Source organism: Bacillus sp. ISL-39, assembly GCF_018613295.1.
GTDB lineage: Bacteria > Bacillota > Bacilli > Bacillales > Cytobacillaceae > Mesobacillus.
This window is the reverse complement of sequence record NZ_JAGGQM010000029.1, coordinates 15,518-32,631: the sequence shown is the minus strand read 5'-3', so window position 1 is coordinate 32,631 and position 17,114 is coordinate 15,518. Positions and strand designations below refer to the sequence as shown.

General features: G+C 37.9%; 14 protein-coding genes and 1 pseudogene. 12 read left to right on the top strand and 3 right to left on the bottom strand.

Annotation, left to right across the window (positions count from 1 at the left end; translation table 11 throughout):
• Positions 1-451 precede the first annotated feature (451 nt).
• Positions 452-2,074 carry a multicopper oxidase family protein gene (locus tag J7E37_RS19770; RefSeq protein WP_215026580.1) on the bottom strand — a complete coding sequence of 541 codons (1,623 nt, stop codon included), beginning with the start codon at positions 2,072-2,074 and terminating at the stop codon, positions 452-454.
• A gap of 209 nt (positions 2,075-2,283) precedes the next feature.
• Between J7E37_RS19770 and J7E37_RS22165 the strand changes: the two genes are divergently transcribed.
• Entirely contained in the window at positions 2,284-2,538 is a 255-nt protein-coding gene (locus tag J7E37_RS22165) for a hypothetical protein (protein WP_251009774.1), read from the top strand.
• Positions 2,539-2,929: 391 nt separating this feature from the next.
• Here J7E37_RS22165 and J7E37_RS19760 read toward each other — a convergent pair whose 3' ends face one another.
• The gene (locus J7E37_RS19760) at positions 2,930-3,136 is read right to left on the bottom strand and encodes a hypothetical protein (protein ID WP_215026577.1); all 207 of its coding nucleotides are present in this window, start codon (positions 3,134-3,136) and stop codon (positions 2,930-2,932) included.
• Positions 3,137-4,086: 950 nt separating this feature from the next.
• On the opposite strand from J7E37_RS19760, the pseudogene J7E37_RS19755 reads away from it, so the two are divergent.
• From J7E37_RS19755 to J7E37_RS19710, 10 genes and pseudogenes are all read left to right on the top strand, one after another.
• A pseudogene (locus J7E37_RS19755) lies at positions 4,087-4,928 on the top strand (metal ABC transporter solute-binding protein, Zn/Mn family).
• Positions 4,929-5,455: 527 nt separating this feature from the next.
• Entirely contained in the window at positions 5,456-6,610 is a 1,155-nt protein-coding gene (gene spoIIP, locus J7E37_RS19750; RefSeq protein WP_214781162.1) for a stage II sporulation protein P, read from the top strand.
• A 161-nt stretch (positions 6,611-6,771) separates the two neighbouring features.
• Entirely contained in the window at positions 6,772-7,710 is a 939-nt protein-coding gene (locus J7E37_RS19745; RefSeq protein ID WP_215026574.1) for a F510_1955 family glycosylhydrolase, read from the top strand.
• Positions 7,711-8,211: 501 nt separating this feature from the next.
• A complete protein-coding gene (locus J7E37_RS19740) occupies positions 8,212-8,553 on the top strand; it encodes a metal-sensitive transcriptional regulator (protein ID WP_214738049.1) in 342 nt (113 codons plus the stop codon).
• 14 nt (positions 8,554-8,567) lie between these two features.
• Positions 8,568-8,774, top strand: coding sequence for a copper chaperone CopZ (gene copZ, locus J7E37_RS19735; protein WP_214738050.1), 207 nt, complete (start codon positions 8,568-8,570; stop codon positions 8,772-8,774).
• A 128-nt stretch (positions 8,775-8,902) separates the two neighbouring features.
• Positions 8,903-11,332 carry a heavy metal translocating P-type ATPase gene (locus J7E37_RS19730; protein ID WP_215026571.1) on the top strand — a complete coding sequence of 810 codons (2,430 nt, stop codon included), beginning with the start codon at positions 8,903-8,905 and terminating at the stop codon, positions 11,330-11,332.
• Between the two features lie 249 nt (positions 11,333-11,581).
• Positions 11,582-12,196 carry a YdhK family protein gene (locus tag J7E37_RS19725; protein WP_214738054.1) on the top strand — a complete coding sequence of 205 codons (615 nt, stop codon included), beginning with the start codon at positions 11,582-11,584 and terminating at the stop codon, positions 12,194-12,196.
• A gap of 462 nt (positions 12,197-12,658) precedes the next feature.
• The gene (locus tag J7E37_RS19720; RefSeq protein WP_251009773.1) at positions 12,659-14,041 is read left to right on the top strand and encodes a sensor histidine kinase; all 1,383 of its coding nucleotides are present in this window, start codon (positions 12,659-12,661) and stop codon (positions 14,039-14,041) included.
• Positions 14,038-14,712, top strand: coding sequence for a response regulator transcription factor (locus tag J7E37_RS19715; RefSeq protein ID WP_214738057.1), 675 nt, complete (start codon positions 14,038-14,040; stop codon positions 14,710-14,712). The genes J7E37_RS19720 and J7E37_RS19715 overlap by 4 nt, the downstream gene beginning before the upstream one ends.
• Before the next feature lie 12 nt (positions 14,713-14,724).
• Positions 14,725-14,967 (top strand): hypothetical protein, encoded by a 243-nt coding sequence (locus J7E37_RS19710; protein ID WP_214705839.1) that lies wholly within the window; start codon positions 14,725-14,727, stop codon positions 14,965-14,967.
• Positions 14,968-15,201: 234 nt separating this feature from the next.
• Here J7E37_RS19710 and J7E37_RS19705 read toward each other — a convergent pair whose 3' ends face one another.
• Positions 15,202-16,143 (bottom strand): plastocyanin/azurin family copper-binding protein, encoded by a 942-nt coding sequence (locus J7E37_RS19705; RefSeq protein ID WP_215026568.1) that lies wholly within the window; start codon positions 16,141-16,143, stop codon positions 15,202-15,204.
• Between the two features lie 203 nt (positions 16,144-16,346).
• Here J7E37_RS19705 and J7E37_RS19700 point away from each other — a divergent pair, with 203 nt between their 5' ends.
• The gene (locus J7E37_RS19700) at positions 16,347-17,099 is read left to right on the top strand and encodes a PIG-L deacetylase family protein (RefSeq protein ID WP_214738061.1); all 753 of its coding nucleotides are present in this window, start codon (positions 16,347-16,349) and stop codon (positions 17,097-17,099) included.
• Positions 17,100-17,114: the final 15 nt, after the last annotated feature.

The following is a 17,114-nucleotide window of genomic DNA, read 5'->3' as shown; positions in this document are numbered from 1 at the left end:
TCCTTTATTTATTCTGTCAAGGGCCACTACGCAGAAATAGACTACAGCTTTTATATCATAACAATCCCTGCCAAGATAAAGGGGATTTTAAATCCCTTCCTCGCCCGAATAACTACTGCATTCAGCTCAGTTTCTGTTGTAGGGGTTATGCTATTAAAGTGCTAGCCTGACAGCCAATGCAATTTGACTTCGACTGCAGGAAAGTGGCTGGAAAACTTCAGTTTTTCGTATAGAAAGAGGCCAATATCAACGACTCCGGTAAGTTTAGAAGAAGTTGCGAGGACTAAATCTAGTTAGGTTCCAACTAGAGAGGAAATCGGAAAACACGTTGAGGAAAGGCTATATATACCGCTTGAAGAAGGGATTGAAAGTAAAAAAGGAAGCCAGGTAGGCTTCCTCTTTGAAATCAGTTTTCTTATTCTACATTTTAATGCTCTAACGGAAGAGGTTATTATTCGGGTTTATTATTAGCATCAGGATCTGGAGTGAAGTTTACTTTAAATCCATCGTATTTAACCATGTTCACCATTCCAGCAGTGGCATGATGCAAATCGTGACAATGGAAGAGCCAGTTTCCAGGGTTATCTGCTTTAAAGGCAACAACATATTCATCACCTGGTTTTAAGTTAATTGTATCTTTCATGATAGGAGCACCTTCCACAGGTTTTCCATTCTTGCTGAGGACCTGAAAGAAGTGGCCGTGTAAATGCATTGGGTGATCATCCATCATAGAATTATTTGTCAGGGTCACTTTAACAAGATCACCTTCCTCAACAGTTATGTTATCTGTTTCTGGGAAAGTCTTGCCGTTAATCGTATAGGCCATTTCGTTGCCATCCATAGCAGTGTTTAAATCCATTTTATATTCAACATTATATTTTTGATCCAGTGAGAACTCACCCTTTTCAGAACCGCCATAATTCATAAATGTGAATTCGGGAAGCTTTTCGGACTGGTTGGACTTGTCAGATGAATCAGTAGAATTTTCATATTGAATTTTTGTCTTCATTCCACTTGAAACTTCCATGTCTCCGTGCCGTTCTATGAACCATTCTCCCGGGTTGTTTGCCGTAAATTCAATGTCATATCGCTCACCTGGTGCTATAGCAATCACATGATCTCTCAATTCTTTTGGTTCATTTAGTTCTTGTCCGTCAATTGCTGCTACTTTAAAGTCATGTCCATGCAGGTGGATTTTATGAGACATATACCCTACATTGACAAGACGAATTCTGACCTTTTCACCTTCTTTAACCTTTAAAGGCTCAATACTTTTACCGCTTTTGCCATTTATCGTAAAGATATCGTAAGCACTCATATCATGGCCCATTCCATTCATGCTGTCATTCCCGTGCGAGCCCATATTCCCATGATCCATGCCACTCATGCTGGTATCCGAGGAATTGGCCTCTTTATCACCATCTTCATCTGACCCCATATTCCCGTGGTCCATTCCTTCCATGCTGGACTTACCTTCTGCAGGGTTGCTCATCCACTCGTCAAGCATAAGGGTATAATCACGATCATAAGACTTATCATTTGGTTCTACAATAAATGAACCGTAAAGCCCTTTATCCATTTGTTCAACAGCATTTTGATGGGTATGGTACATATACGTTCCTGGATCTTCAGGGATAAATTCATATGTGAAGCTTTCACCTGGCTGGACTGCATTTTGTGTCACACCAGGGATGCCATCCATTTCATTTGGCACTGTAATTCCATGCCAGTGTATAGAGATTGGTTCATTCAGTTCATTTTTAAGATTGATTTTTAATTTCTCTCCTTGCTTTACCCGAATTTGGGAGCCGGGTACAGAGCCATTGAAAGTAAGTGCTTTTACGCTAACATCCTCATTTAGCTGGTGCATGGCTTCTTTGGCAATAATATTTATTTCATTGCCAGTAAGTGTTTCAGTAACGGTTGCTGTTTGTAGACCTTCTATATTTTCATTTACTTCAGAGCTAGGTTCTTCTTCCATGTTTTTGTGATCCATTTCACTCATACTGCTACTGGAACAGGCAGCAATAAAAAGGGTGGATAAAATGAGAATTGAAAGTAACTTTAATTTCATAGCTGTATACCTCCAGAAATTTTTTAAGGAAATCATAATACAAATAAATGCAGAAATTATGGATGAAAAATTCATTTCTTTTTTTTGAAAAGGTTATTAGGGCAAGACTTACCATGAAAATTTTGAAAAGGTATTTTTTTAGTAAACAATAATTAGAAATTTTCGCAAAAAGTAATGTTAAGATTGGTCCTAAATAGGAGGTGGAGAATATGGATAAATGGAGCAGGAGAACATTTATAGCTAAAACGCTCAAAGGGACGGCAGGAGTTATTGGCGTTTCTGTTCTTCCTCTTGGTTTGAATGCTTGCCACAATATCAAAAAGGTGGATACTAGTTCGATGGCCAGCCTTGGACCTATCAGTGAATTGGAAAAGGGAGAATTCCTTAAGAAAGTGCCTTATAAAACAACCGTTCAAGATGCATGGGTTGAACAGAAAATGGAAGGGGTTTGTATACATCAATAAAAACGCAAATGTGGACTCTTTAATGATTATGTCACCTGTATGTACACATTTGGGATGTATTGCTGGAAAAGCAGAGCAGGGTTTGAATTCATAGGAAGGAGTCGCGTTTTATTGTCCCTGTCATGGAGGGAAATATGACGAATTTGGTGTAAATATCGGTGGCCCCCCTCCAAGGCCGCTGGATATTTTTGAGGCATTTGTCCAGGATGGAATAGTGTATATTGCCATATTGAGTCCCGTCAAACGGGAATAATCACTAAGACCGAAGGAGTGATGTCCTATATCGTGTTGTCGCTTCAGGAAAGAAAAGAGTTCGGACAAGAAAATGCCCAACGGCTTATTTTTTGTGATTTGGTTTATGATAATGGGAGTGGTAAGCATATTGAGTATATTACTCAACTAATTCAGCTATCAAATTGATTGGTGTTGTTGGGTTTGAGAAAGGAACAAATTTTTCAGGGAGATCCTTAATCGAATCTACGAAAGCCGCCAATATCCAAGAGGCTTTCGTTTTTTCTTTGGAAACTGCAAATTGGCTGTATCCATATCTAAATAATACTTTGTTATGAAACAGCATTTCGTCTAGAAAGTCGTTCAAAGTGACACACTCTGGGCTGATAACTAAAGAGAGGGAGAGAGGGATTGCATGTTATGTTTATGAATATATATGTGAGGCACATGGCTGTTGGATTGATAAGCATTATTCTAGCTTATCTATTCTTTATTAGTAGGTCTGAATGGAGTTCTATGCATGCCTGGAATAGAGCCTATGCTGATGTATCACTTCTTCTTCTCGTCATAACTATTATGATCGGTCCCTTAAGTAAATTGAGTAACCTATTTGTCCGCTTTTTATCTTGGAGAAGGGAGTTAGGGGTCTGGTGCTGCATCATGGCTTTATTGCATGTACATGTATTATTCCAAGGATGGTTTTACTGGGAACCGATCAGACTGATCATTGGTGTTAACCAAGAAACTGGCCAGCTTTCGTTTGACCCGGTTTCACCCTCGCTAACCTAGTTGGTGCTGTGGGACTAGTCTACTTATTTATGCTTGCTTTAATATCGAATAATTATGCAATAAACGTTTTAGGGAGAAGGACTTGGGATTACCTCCAGAAGAAAAGTGGGACTCTATATATTTTGGCATTATTGCACATTGCATTTTTCCTCTTCTTTTTCAGATTAGGCAGCTATAATTGGATGCAAAAGCCTTTTTATGGTCACCGTAATAGCCATTTTCTTGCTGCAGTGGGCCGTATTCATTCGAAGTGTTTTCAAAAGCAAAACAGGAAAATATAAATGATGCCTCAATCAATATCAAGGATAAACAAAATTTGTTTACAAAAATCCTGAGTCATTTAATTTACAATGGAATAAAGAATAGGCAGATTAAAAAGGAGGGAATGCTCCTTTTAGAATTCATACTTTATGCAAAAAATAGAAGTTATATTGCCTTTTTAATGAAATACTTATAAAATACAAATCGTAATCATTACTATTTATTAATGGAGGAGGTAACATTCTGTTTAAATCACTGTGGCTAATATTGTTTGCGTCTAGCATCCTAGTTTTCGGAGGGTGCAGTCAAGCAGCAAAAGACGATACTGACAATGAATCAGATGAAGAGAAGATTAAAATTTTCACGACAATTTTTCCGCTTCAGGATTTTTCAGAAAAAATAGGTGGGGATTTTGTAGAAGTAGAAAACATCGTACCAGCAGGGTCTGATGCTCATTCCTTTGAACCTACAACTAAAACCATGGTCAAAATTGCTGAAGGGGATGCGTTCATTTATTTAGGAACGGGAATCGAGGGTTTTACTGATGCCGTCATTAGTGCTGTGAAAAATGAGGATACAGCCATTGTTAAAGCATCCGAAGGCATTCCGCTAATAAGTGCATATGAATCTCCTGAAGATGAACATGAAGAAGAAAATGAAGAAGAAAATGAAGGGGAACATACTGGAGAAGAGGGGGATTTTGATCCTCATGTCTGGCTAGACCCAGGGCGATCCGTGCAGCTTGCTGAAAATTAAAGAATGCATTAATCAAAATCAATCCCAGACAGCAAAATTACTTTGAAAAGAATTTTCAAACTCTGAAAACTAATTTAGAAGCTGTAGATTCCAACTTTGAAAGTATGGTCAACGAGTCACAAAATAAAACTTTCGTCGTTGCCCACTCTGCCTATGGTTATTGGGAAGATGCATATGGTTTGAAGCAAATAGGAATTAGCGGTCTTTCTCCTAGTGCTGAACCGTCTCAAAAACAGCTCTCAGAAATAGTAAAAACCGCTGCAAAAGCTGAATTGGATTATATCCTTTTCGAGCAAAATGTCGAGAATCGGGTGGCCGAGGTCATAAAAGAAGAAATCGGGCAGAAACTTTGATTCTTCACAATTTAGAATCATTAACAGAAGAAGATATTAAAAACAACGAAGACTATATTAGCTTGATGAATAAAAATATTGAAACCTTAAAACGAGCGTTAGAGGTTAATTAACTTTGTTTGATTATAGCGTAGTTTAATTATTTTTTTTGGTTGTAAAACAAATCTGCCAGTTGTAAACGGACCTTTGCGAGGGTTACAGAAACGAATGGTGAAGCATTTAAATTTACATTGCACCAGTACCTCGCAGTATATGCTTGGAGCATGCCGTCATATGGTTTGATAAGCAAAAAAACAGGCACTTGATGTCTGTTTTTTTTGCCCTCAAGAAGTTAAAATACCTTTCTTTCACCTAGGTTCTACGCTGGAATTTTTAATTTGAATATCTAAAAAATAGTGAAGAAGGGGTAATATGGAATGGTATTTTCCTGTGCAACTGCAATAGAATTCAACCGGTAAATAGTCTATAACTTTACTTTAGGTCATATAAATACAGTAGATTTGATAGGAATAGAACGGAGGGAACGAATGAACAAAAGACATCAAAATACTATATTTATATTACAAGTTCACAGGATTTATTTCTCTCTATTTTTATTAATCTTTGGTATCATATTTTTCATTAATTTTCTTGATTTAAAAGAAAAATTGAGTTCTTCCATTATTACAGCTACTAGTGAAAAGGTACATACCAATATCCTCTTAAGCCTCATGTCAACTGAAATTGCTTCACTTAGACCAAGTATTGATGAAAAAGAAACACCCTCTATCTCCCGAGCGGTATTCCTCACTATCACAAATATTTGGCCCGAAGACATTAGAACATTTCTTGGCAGAGAAATTCCTGGTTTCTCCAACTTCAACACAGAAATTGCTATCGCTGGAAGAGGAACAGACCTCACTACTCTGCCAATGGAGTCAGCTCCCCCGGTGGAGGTGCTGTTAAAGGAGAAAGAACGAGCAGATAAGGAGCTAGCGAAAACAAATGTTTCTCAAGAGAATCCGGTTACGCCTGTCCCTAAAACTGAAAAAGATGTGGCGTATATTTATCATTCGCACAGCTGGGAAGCTTTTTTACCAACTTTACCTGGAAAGAAAACGGCAGATGAAGCTGTTAGTTTAAATGAAAGTAAAAACATCATTGCGGTTGGGAAGAAGCTAAGAGATGAATTAATGAAAAAAGGCATTGGAGCAAGCCATAGCACATCCAATGTTACAGAAGAATTGAAAAAGAAAAATTGGAATTACAATGATTCCTATACGCTTTCAAGGGAGACAGTAAAAGAGGTAATGGCACAAGAATCGTCAATTAGTTATCTTATTGATATTCATAGAGACTCCCAGCCAAGAAAGCTTACAACTACAATTATAAATGGAAAACCCTACGCCAGATTGTTTTTTATTGTGGGAAAAGATAACAAAAACTATGAAAAAAACCTTGCCTTGGCTAAAGAGTTAAATAAAATGCTAGAAGAGAAATTCCCAGGAATCAGCAGAGGTGTTTTTGTAAAGACAAAAGATGATGGGAATGGAGTATATAATCAAGACCTTTCCAGCCAATCGATGCTGCTTGAGTTTGGAGGAATAGAAAATAATAGCATTGAATTGGATCATTCTATTAAAGCATTTGCAGAAGTTTTCAGTGAATATTATTGGGAAGCTGTGGAAGTAAACGGGAATTGATTGTTTTAGTTTTGGCGTTTTAAAATAGACTATCTCCCTCTTGTTAAATCACTTAAAATCCTCAAATCATATATATCAATATGGTGCTTCATAAAAAATGCACAGTTTTATGGGATATTAGTGACAAAAGTAAAGGAATAATAGATTTCAGGAGGGAAACGATGTCTAAGAAGAAGAAACAAAACAAAGAGCAAAAGTTTGACTTAGGGTGGCTCTTTCTAGTAGTAATGGGTTTATTCGTGATTATAATTCTTCTTCCTAATAACGGAGGAAATAAAATGACATTTTCTGACTTGCATGGTCTGAGCTATTCAGAAGATGGAGAAAAGTTAATTGCAGCAGTCCATGATGGTTTAAAGGTATACTCTAATGGATCATGGTCAATACCAGAAGGACCAAAAAATGATTATATGGGGTATTCACCCGTTAAGGATGGATTTTACAGCAGTGGACACCCAGCACCTGGTTCTAACCTTCAAAATCCCTTAGGAATTGTAAAAAGCAAGGACAATGGACAGACGGTTGATGTAGTTGATTTGCATGGGGAGGCAGATTTCCATGCATTGTCCGTAGGGTACGAAACAGAAGAAATCTATGTCTTTGCATCTGAACCTAATTCCAAAATGAAAAAACAAGGATTTTACTACTCAAATAATCAGGGAGAAACCTGGAATTTAATGAATTTGCAAGGGATTTCCGGCTCTCCTTTAGTAATGGCGGCACATCCTTCCAAAAAGGGAACATTCGCAATTGGAACAGATCAGGGTCTCTATCTTTCTGAGAACTATGGGGATTCGTTTGAACAGATAGTAACGGATTTAAGTGTGAGTGCTGCTGTATTTTCAGATGATGATACAATAATTGCAGGAACAAATAATGGTGACAAGCGAATCTTACAAATTAATATCAGTGATAGTAGTTTCAGTAATTTAAATATGCCCCAAAACTTTGAGGGAATTATCTCTTATATTGCCGTAAACCGTGAAAACAAAAAAGAGCTCTCATTTGCAACCGACCTACTAAATGTATATACAAGTAGTGATAGTGGGAAAACATGGGAAGAAATTGTTGAAGAAGGTAACAGTAGGAAGTCAGGATAAAAGTGATCTTAAATAGAAATGTAACCTGTTATAGGAAATTATATAAAATTGCATGAAGTATACTGTCAAAAGAGTGAAGCATGACCTAAAAGCCACCCCTGTATAATAAACGAGGGATGGCTTTTCCTAAATTCTCCGTAATAGTGCCAATCATTCATTTTCTTTATGTCCCGTAATAGAACAATAAACCCGGTTATGCAGATCTGTAGAAGACATTTCAGTGTTTTTAGATGGCAACTATGTTTAAGAAATGGATTCGCAGAATCGAGTATTCAACTTGCTAAATATCTTAATGACACTAAAATGATAAACCCCTTTTTATGTACAAAATGATACATAGGTAGTAGACAGGCAATGCCAACAAAGCAAACTGGAAATCAACTACAATGCTTCTCTTGTTTCGCGTTCACATTAATTACATATTTTTCAAAAATTAAATTTATTTATATTTACATAGGGTACAGGGGTATAGTATATTAATTGTAGAAGGGGGGAAGCTAAATGCATCCTGAAATAAAAACGAATACTTTAATCGCTGATGAAGTAAATTGTTACGCGTTTGAAAGAAAAAGTCATCACTCGGATAAAGTGAAAAACTCGCTTGTGGTTCGACTAAACCGAATAGAAGGTCAAATACGTGGCATAAAAGGGTTAATCGAAAGAGACACTTATTGTGATGATGTTATTACACAAATATCAGCAACCCAATCTGCGTTGAACAGCGTGGCAAAAGTTCTTTTAGAAGGACATTTAAAGGGATGCGTAGTGGACCGCCTGGAGCAAGGAGATTTCGATGTAATAGATGAAGTACTCGTTACTATTCATAAGTTAATAAAAAAGTAAAGGAGCTGTTAGAAATGGAAAAGGTAACATTAAATGTAGTAGGTATGTCGTGTGGACATTGTGTCAAAGCGATTGAAGGTAGTGTAGGAGAATTATCTGGAGTTTCAAATGTTAAAGTTCATCTAGAAAGCGGAAAAGTCGATGTTGAATACAGCCCAACGGAAGTTTCCCTGGATAAGATTAAGGAAACTATTGATGATCAAGGTTATGATGTGAATTAATTATGAAGAAGGGTGTGCTTAATGGGACACCCTTTCTTTTTAAAAAAATACATACCCTGTGTGGGTATATAACAGTTTTTAAAAATATAGTATGTATCCTTATTTCTATCTAAAAAGGAGGAAGAATAATGGATGAGAAATCTATAGCAAAGACTCAAACTAATCCTTCAGGAGAAAACGTCACATTGAATATCACTGGAATGACATGTGCTGCGTGTGCCACACGCATCGAGAAAAACATTGCCAAAGTTCCAGGTGTACAAAAGGCTAATGTGAACCTCGCTACAGAGAAAGCTTCTGTTATATATGATCCTGATGTTGCTACTGTTGATGATGTCATTGCTAAAATAAAAAAGACCGGCTATGGGGTTCAAGAGGAAAAAGTTCAACTCGATATCATCGGAATGACATGTGCATCATGTGCAACTCGTGTTGAAAAAGCGTTGGAAAAGGTCGAAGGAGTTACTGGTGCAGCTGTCAATTTAGCAACTGAAAAAGCAATTATTGAATATATTCCTGGAAATACAAATATCGAGCAAATCATGGCAGCTGTAAAAAAAGTCGGCTATGATGCCAGGGTAGTAGGCGATCGGGATGATGATTATGAACGCAGTGCAAGGGAAAAGGAATACAAAACTCAGGTCAGAAAATTTACTGTAGGAGCAATCTTATCTGTGTTTTTCTTAGTTCAAATGATATCGGATTTTGCGATGGAATATGGAAATGGGATGTTCTTTCATATGAGTCCATGGGTTCAATTCCTTCTTGCTACTCCAGTTCAATTCTATGTAGGTGGCCATTATTACCGTGATGCCTTCAACGCGGTTCGTGGGGGCAGTGCAAACATGGCTGTTTTAGTTGTACTGGGGACATCAGCAGCATATTTTTACAGTCTAATTGTCACGATATTAGGTACAGGGCAATTTTTATATTATGAAGCAGCTGCCATTGTTATGACCTTAATTGTTTTGGGTAAATTGCTTGAAACAAGAGCAAAAGGACAAACATCAGAAGCGATTAAAACGCTCATGGGACTTCAAGCAAAAACAGCAAAGGTCCTACGAAATGGAGAAGAACTTGATATTCCACTAGAAGAGGTTCAAACAGGTGACTTGATTTTTGTTCGAGCAGGAGAAAAGGTTCCAGTAGATGGAGAAATAATCGAGGGAAATACTACAGTTGATGAATCCATGCTTACCGGTGAAAGTATGCCTGTTACAAAAGGAAAAGGCGACACAGTTATTGGAGCAACTGTAAATAAACACGGGGCGTTTACCTTTAAAGCGACCAAAGTTGGAAAGGATACTGCATTAGCTCAAATTATCAAACTTGTCGAAGAAGCTCAGGGCTCAAAAGCCCCTATTCAGAAACTTGCCGATAAAATATCTGGAATCTTTGTCCCGATTGTCATACTAATTGCATTAGGTACTTTTGCTATAACTTATTTCCTGGCAGGATTTACGCCTGCCCTTGTCAGCACTATTGCTGTGCTGGTTATTGCATGTCCTTGTGCATTAGGCTTGGCTACACCAACTGCAGTAATGGTTGGTACTGGAAAAGGTGCTGAAAATGGCCTCCTTATTAAAGGAGCTGAACATCTTCAAACAGCACAGCGGGTAACTACCGTTGTACTGGATAAGACCGGTACTATAACTAAAGGAGAACCCGATGTAACAGATATCATCACATTTGGGGAATACAGTGAAAATGAATTATTGCAATTAGCTGCTTCTGCCGAAAAAGGATCAGAGCATCCACTTGGAGAAGCAATTATTAATGGAGCAAAAGGGAAGAATCTTCAGCTCCAGGATGCTCAAAATTTTAATGCCATCCCAGGGCATGGAATTCAAGTGGACATAAATGATCAAAAGGTATTTATAGGGAATAAAAAGTTAATGCACAAAAATAGTATCGTTATTGATACTGCATTAAATCGAATGGAAAAACTTGAAGGTGAAGGGAAAACTGCTATGTTAATAGCAGTTAATGACAACCTTGCCGGTATAATCGCAGTTGCTGATACAGTAAAGGAAACATCTGCAAAAGCAATTAAACACCTTAAAAACATGGGCATAGAAGTTATTATGATAACTGGCGATAATAAATTGACAGCCGAGGCTATCGCCAATCAGGTGGGGGTTGATCGGGTACTTGCCGAAGTTCTCCCAGAAGACAAATCAGCCGAGGTAGAAAAATTGAAGCAGGAAGGGAAAATTGTAGCCATGGTCGGGGATGGTATCAATGATGCACCAGCACTAGCTGCTGCGCATGTTGGTATTGCCATTGGAACAGGTACAGATGTTGCTATGGAAGCTGCGGATATCACCTTAATGCGAGGTGATTTGATGGGAATAGTTGATACAATTAGCTTATCAAAATCTACAATGAGAAAAATCAAACAAAATCTTTTCTGGGCATTTGCGTATAATGTCATATTGATACCGGTTGCAGCAATCGGCCTTTTAAACCCAATTCTCGCTGGAGGAGCTATGGCTTTCAGTTCTGTTTCAGTAGTTGGCAATACACTGTTTTTACGAAAATGGAAACCTATTCGCTAGAAAAGGTCTAGAAAAAAGTACAAGAAATGGGAGTGACTTACTGAGTCATTCTCGTTTCTTCCCTTACCTATGAAAAAACCATACTGATTAGTAATTTTTAAATGATTGCCTTCTATGCAGTTATTAAGTAATAATTTTGACTTTCAGATAAATGTTCGCAGATGGGGAATAAAAGATTAAGGGAATTGATGTGTCTAATTACTAATTCAGGGTAAGATAATCTAAAATGCCAAAGGAGGAGTTTATTGAATGTTAAGAATTAATACAAGAAGATTAATGCTATTTGTATTGCTGACATTTCTTTTATTACTACTAGGGGCATGTGCAAATGCAAATGAAGAAAAAAATGAAAGTACGGGTACTAACAATACAGAAGAGACCCAGGATAATATGGATGAAGATATGGAAGATATGGATCATGGCAATATGGATATGTCCGGTTCGGGTGAAGTTCCTGAAGGTTTAAAAGAGGCGGCTTCACCAGCTTATGAAGTTGGGAGCAAAGCAATTATTGAATCCGATCATATGCCTGGTATGAAAGGTGCGGAATCAACTATTGTAGGGGCATATGACACAACGGTTTATACTGTTTCATATACTCCGACTACCGGGGGAGAAAGAGTGGAAGATCATAAATGGGTGATTCATGAAGAGTTAGAGGGAGTCGGACAAGAAACAGTTAAACCTGGATCAGAAGTTACTATAAATGCTGAACATATGGAGGGAATGGACGGGGCAACTGCTGAAATTGATTCTGCTGAACAAACAACAGTGTACATGGTTGATTTCACACTGACTACAAATGGTGAAGAAGTAAAAAATCATAAATGGGTAACAGAGGATGAACTATCACCGATTGAATAAAACAACTTAAAAATAACAGGGTGTCAGGTAAGTCATATTTTAGACTTTCTGAACACCCTTTTTTATATGATTATTTTTCGAGTTACCCTTTGTAAATAAAAGGCCGTTATATAAGATAATTAAGATGTTCTTTCTTCTATTTTAGTTCTTCTAAATACTGCCTCAATTCTTGCTACAATTCTGCCTCACTAGATCGTTTTAAAGGAAACAGAGAGTGGAAAAAAAATAATTGGTTATCAGTTGCTAAATTATTAAAATGCTTTAGCCATTGAACTTTAGTCTTGAATAAACAATACTTTATGACTTGTCTAAGTTGATTCTTGAATCAACTTGAATAAGGAACGACGTCCGATAATCTAGGATTATCAGATTTCTCCACATTTTCTTGATTTTTTTAATCTATTATATAATGAGTAATACAAATAAAATGAAGTAGTTATTGAGTTAGGGTGAGAATTTTATATGCCTTCTAGGTTGAAGAATATATCTTTTAAATTGGGCCTTTTGTTCAGTGGGATATTTGTCTGCTTCCTTCTACTGCTTGGTTTGGTCCTCTATGGTGTTTTCACAAATGTCTTGATTGATTATATTAAGCAGGATGTCCTCACGCGTGGAAACAATCATGCCCGTATTTTAGAAGAAAACTTCGACCGGGCAACGATTGGCCATGTGGTTGAAATGGAACAGGGAGTCACAACTGAGGTGCTTATTGTAGATTCCGAAAACAATATCATCGCTGCTTCAAAAGACCCCGACAATGACATGAAGAAGCATCTTGGAGAAAACAGGAAAAAAAGCAGTTATATTCTAGAAGATGATTGGAGGGACCATCGCTATATCATCTCAGTCTCTGTTATTGGCGATCAAGAAGGGTATGTTTACATGTACTATCCTTCAAACATCCTCCGAGAAATCGTCTTTGTCATGAATGCCCTTATCACAATAGCCAGTATTGGGATTATCCTCCTGGCTTTCGGGCTTATCGGTATTTTGTCAAAAAAACTGACCAGCCCATTGCTCGCAATGAAGGAAGCCACTTCTAAAATGTCCTTGGGAAAGTATATGCAAACGATTCCTGTCAAAGGCGAGGATGAAGTAGCCCAACTTGGCATATCTATCCAGAAGTTGGGTGAACAACTTCAATACTTTGAAGATAGCAGGAATGAATTCCTGGCTGCTGTATCCCATGAACTTCGGACTCCCTTGACATACATCAAAGGGTACAGCGATGTGTTGAAAAAAGGAATGGCAAATAGCGACGAAGAAAAAGAGGAGTACTTATCAATCATAAATAAAGAGGCACAGCGGCTATCCATCATGATTAATGACCTGTTTGAAATGAGCAAGCTTCAGGTGGGGAAATTCGAACTGGATAAAAGGCCGGTCAACCTAAATGAGCTAATTAATAAAACAGCTACGAACCTAAGACCTGAAGTGGTAAAAAAAGGACTGAAGATCACTCTTGTACTTGAGGACGGACTATCAAAAACAAAAGTAGATAAAGAGAGAATGGAGCAGGTTTTCTACAACCTGCTTGAAAACGCGGTGAAATACAGCACTGAAGGCGAAATTACCATTCGATCCTCGACCAAAAAGGACCTTGTTGTTGTAGAAATCTGTGATACTGGGGAAGGAATACCTGAGCCTGAACTTTCCCGAATTTGGGATAGATTTTACCGGGTGGAACGATCAAGGGGAAGGAAAACTGGAGGAACAGGTCTTGGACTCTATGTGGTGAAGCAAATTATCGAAGCCCATGGTGGACAGATTCAGGTTAACAGTAAGCTGAATGAAGGAACTGTTTTTACCATCTACTTAAAAACTTCCAAGGAGAGAGTCGAATGAACAAAATATTGATTGTTGACGACGAGGCACAAATGAGAAAGCTGGTTAAACTTTATCTGCTTCAGGAAGGCTATCAGGTGGAGGAAGCAGAGGACGGACAGGAGGCAATTGACATGCTTCGAAAGGATGACTACGATTTGATGATCCTGGATGTAATGATGCCTATGATGGACGGGTGGGAGACAATACAGCATGTCCGCAAAATGTCTGACTTGCCGATTATCATGCTTACTGCTAAGGGTACTGTCCAGGACAAAGTTACGGGCTTATCAACAGGGGCGGATGATTACGTTGTCAAACCTTTTGATGAAGCAGAGCTGCTAGTAAGGGTCAAAGCACTCCTAAGGAGGACCGGCCATTCCAATTCTGGAGAGAACATCTTGAAGTATCAGGGGATGGTTATTGACCTCATCTCGAGGGAAGCAATGTATGAAGGGATGAGAATCAACCTGACACAGACTGAATTCGACATTCTCACAGCACTAATCGAGCACAGGGGAAAAGTCTTATCAAGAGAACAACTTGTGGATTTGATTTGGGGAATTGAATTCATGGGTGAGGACCGGACTGTGGATTCGCATATTAAGAACCTTCGTGAAAAGTTGCAAAAAGCTGGAGTGGATAAGTCTATTGTTAAGACAGTTTGGGGTATTGGATATAAAATGGAATAGTGGTGATGAAAAATGAAGCGTTTATTGCCGATTATCATAATGACATTTGCCACCATAACAGGTTTGTTTTTCCTGTTTTTCGTAGTCAGAATGATATGGTTCCCGCCAAATTCCATGGGGATGATGATGGGAAGGCAAATGATGTACCATCATATGCGTTTCTGGTTCGGTCAGGCTTTTTGGCTGTTCCTTATATTGCTTGGAATCGGATTATTGCTGTGGATGGTGATCAACCGCATTAATCGAAAAAAATAAGTAGTCATAACCCTTTTATGCCTTCCTTGTTCCCTTCAAAAACAAGGAAGGCTGTTTTATTTTCTATAGCAGTGGCCCTTAGTGTATCAGCCAATAAGTAAATTCCATATTTATTAATTTCAATTTAGGCATGAGGCAAAGAATTTTGGTATCGCATCAACGGGTCAAACCACATTTATCAATATTTAGTGAGATCAAGTTCTTATATTCATAATTGAAAATGAATTAACTTACTTACTCAACTACGATAATCCCGACCATTCCATTCTCTCTATGCCCTGGCAGGGAACAATAAAACTCATATGTACCAGTTTCAGTAGGAGTAAAAGAAATGTTGCCCTCCTCATGTGGATTAGCATGTAAATGTAGTCCATCTCCATGTGAATCATGTGAACCATGGGATGAGATGTTTTCCTGGTCGGTATTAGGCAATGTCGGCATTTTTACTATCACGATATCATGCTCAATGGAGTCGTGATTAGTAAAGGTAAGCAAGACTTTTTTGTTTTTTGACAAATTGATTCTACTTGGAGAATAGGAAAAATTTGAGGGATTAACTTGAATATTTATTCGGTTTAATTGCTCATCCTTGTCATCAGTAGGAATTTGGGAATGATTCTCATGTATTGGTGATTCTTTTGAAATAACCGACTCTTTATTTAATTGGTTGCCAAAATAAAAGTATCCTACTAAAACAATGAGTGTAAAGATAGGCTTTAAAAGCCAACTGGTAAAAACCCTAGTATCTTCGGTTGCTTTTTGTTGGGAAAGAATTAAATACAGGAATAAGGTAGAGACTGTAATAGTCAAAAATATATTTAGAAGAGAAACTGCTTGGAGTCTTGAAATCATTTCACCAAGCATTGCACCCATCATTCCGCCCATCATTCCAGCCATAGATCCCTCAATAACCGGGAGTATACCAAATGCAAATCCTGCAGCAACACCTACCGAAATTCCGATCAATACGGAAATAAGGGAAGAAAGGAATAAATCTCCTTGATATATAAACCCAAAAAGAATCCCAGAGGTTACACCAATATTCATTGATATAGCCATAGATATAACCATGGGTGTCATACTCTGCATCTTTGTTCTATATTGATATGAAAGTATGATGGAAATGAGAGTCACAAGTAAAAGCGTCCCTACTACAAAATAGTGAAATTCGTTCATTCATCTTCGACCTCCTTTAATTGGTACATCATATGTCACTCCAAGACAAGCCATTCTTAAAAAAAAGATTTCTATTCAAGAATAATTATTAAAATATTCTAAATATTTAGTATTTACAAAAGGTTAATATGGTAGTAAGATTATTTTTAATTACTCCAGGAATATACCGTAGCGGGGTAAAGTACTTATGAGGAGGGAAAAGAATGGCAAAAGGACAGAAAGTTTTATTTCTTGGGGTCTATGGAATGGAAGTTGTGGAGTGCGGAGGTGCACTTGCTAAGAACGTTCTAAATGGTGGGGAATCATTTGCATCTATCATGCTGTGCCGAGAAACTAGTCAACCACAGGTTAGGAATGCAGCAGAAATACTTGGAGTAAAGGATATTACATTTCTGAATTTCCAGTATGGCACCGTTGATTTAAGCGTTGAATCCAAGAAAAAAATTATAAAAATTATTAGAGAGGTTAAACCTGACATCATCATTACCCAAGATCCCGAACATTCCTTTCACGATTTGGACCCCGACCGTCGTCCGGCAATGACTTTGCTACTCGAGTCCATCGCCCTTTCCAGCAGAGATTTTGCATTAGATGAACTTCCAGGATTAGACCCTCATCCGATTCCGACCATTTACTACATGACACCGCACCATCCTAATACTGTCGTTGACATTACAGAAGTATGGGAGAAAAAAGAACGTGCAATGGATATGCTTGAAAGTCAATTGGAATTCAGTGGCATGCATTTTGATGAAATGCTTGATCAGAAAGCAGCTGAACTTCTGTATCCTGGATTCTCCAAATTAACCAACTTTCAGGAAAAAGGAAGAGCTATACATCAAGTTCTAGATAAAGCTGTTCATGTTTATCATGGCCTTGCCACTCATGGTCATTTCGCTCTTGCGGAAGCCTATCGGAGAGAAGGGAATTTCCACTTAAAGGAATTAATAGTTTAACAATAAATAAGGGAG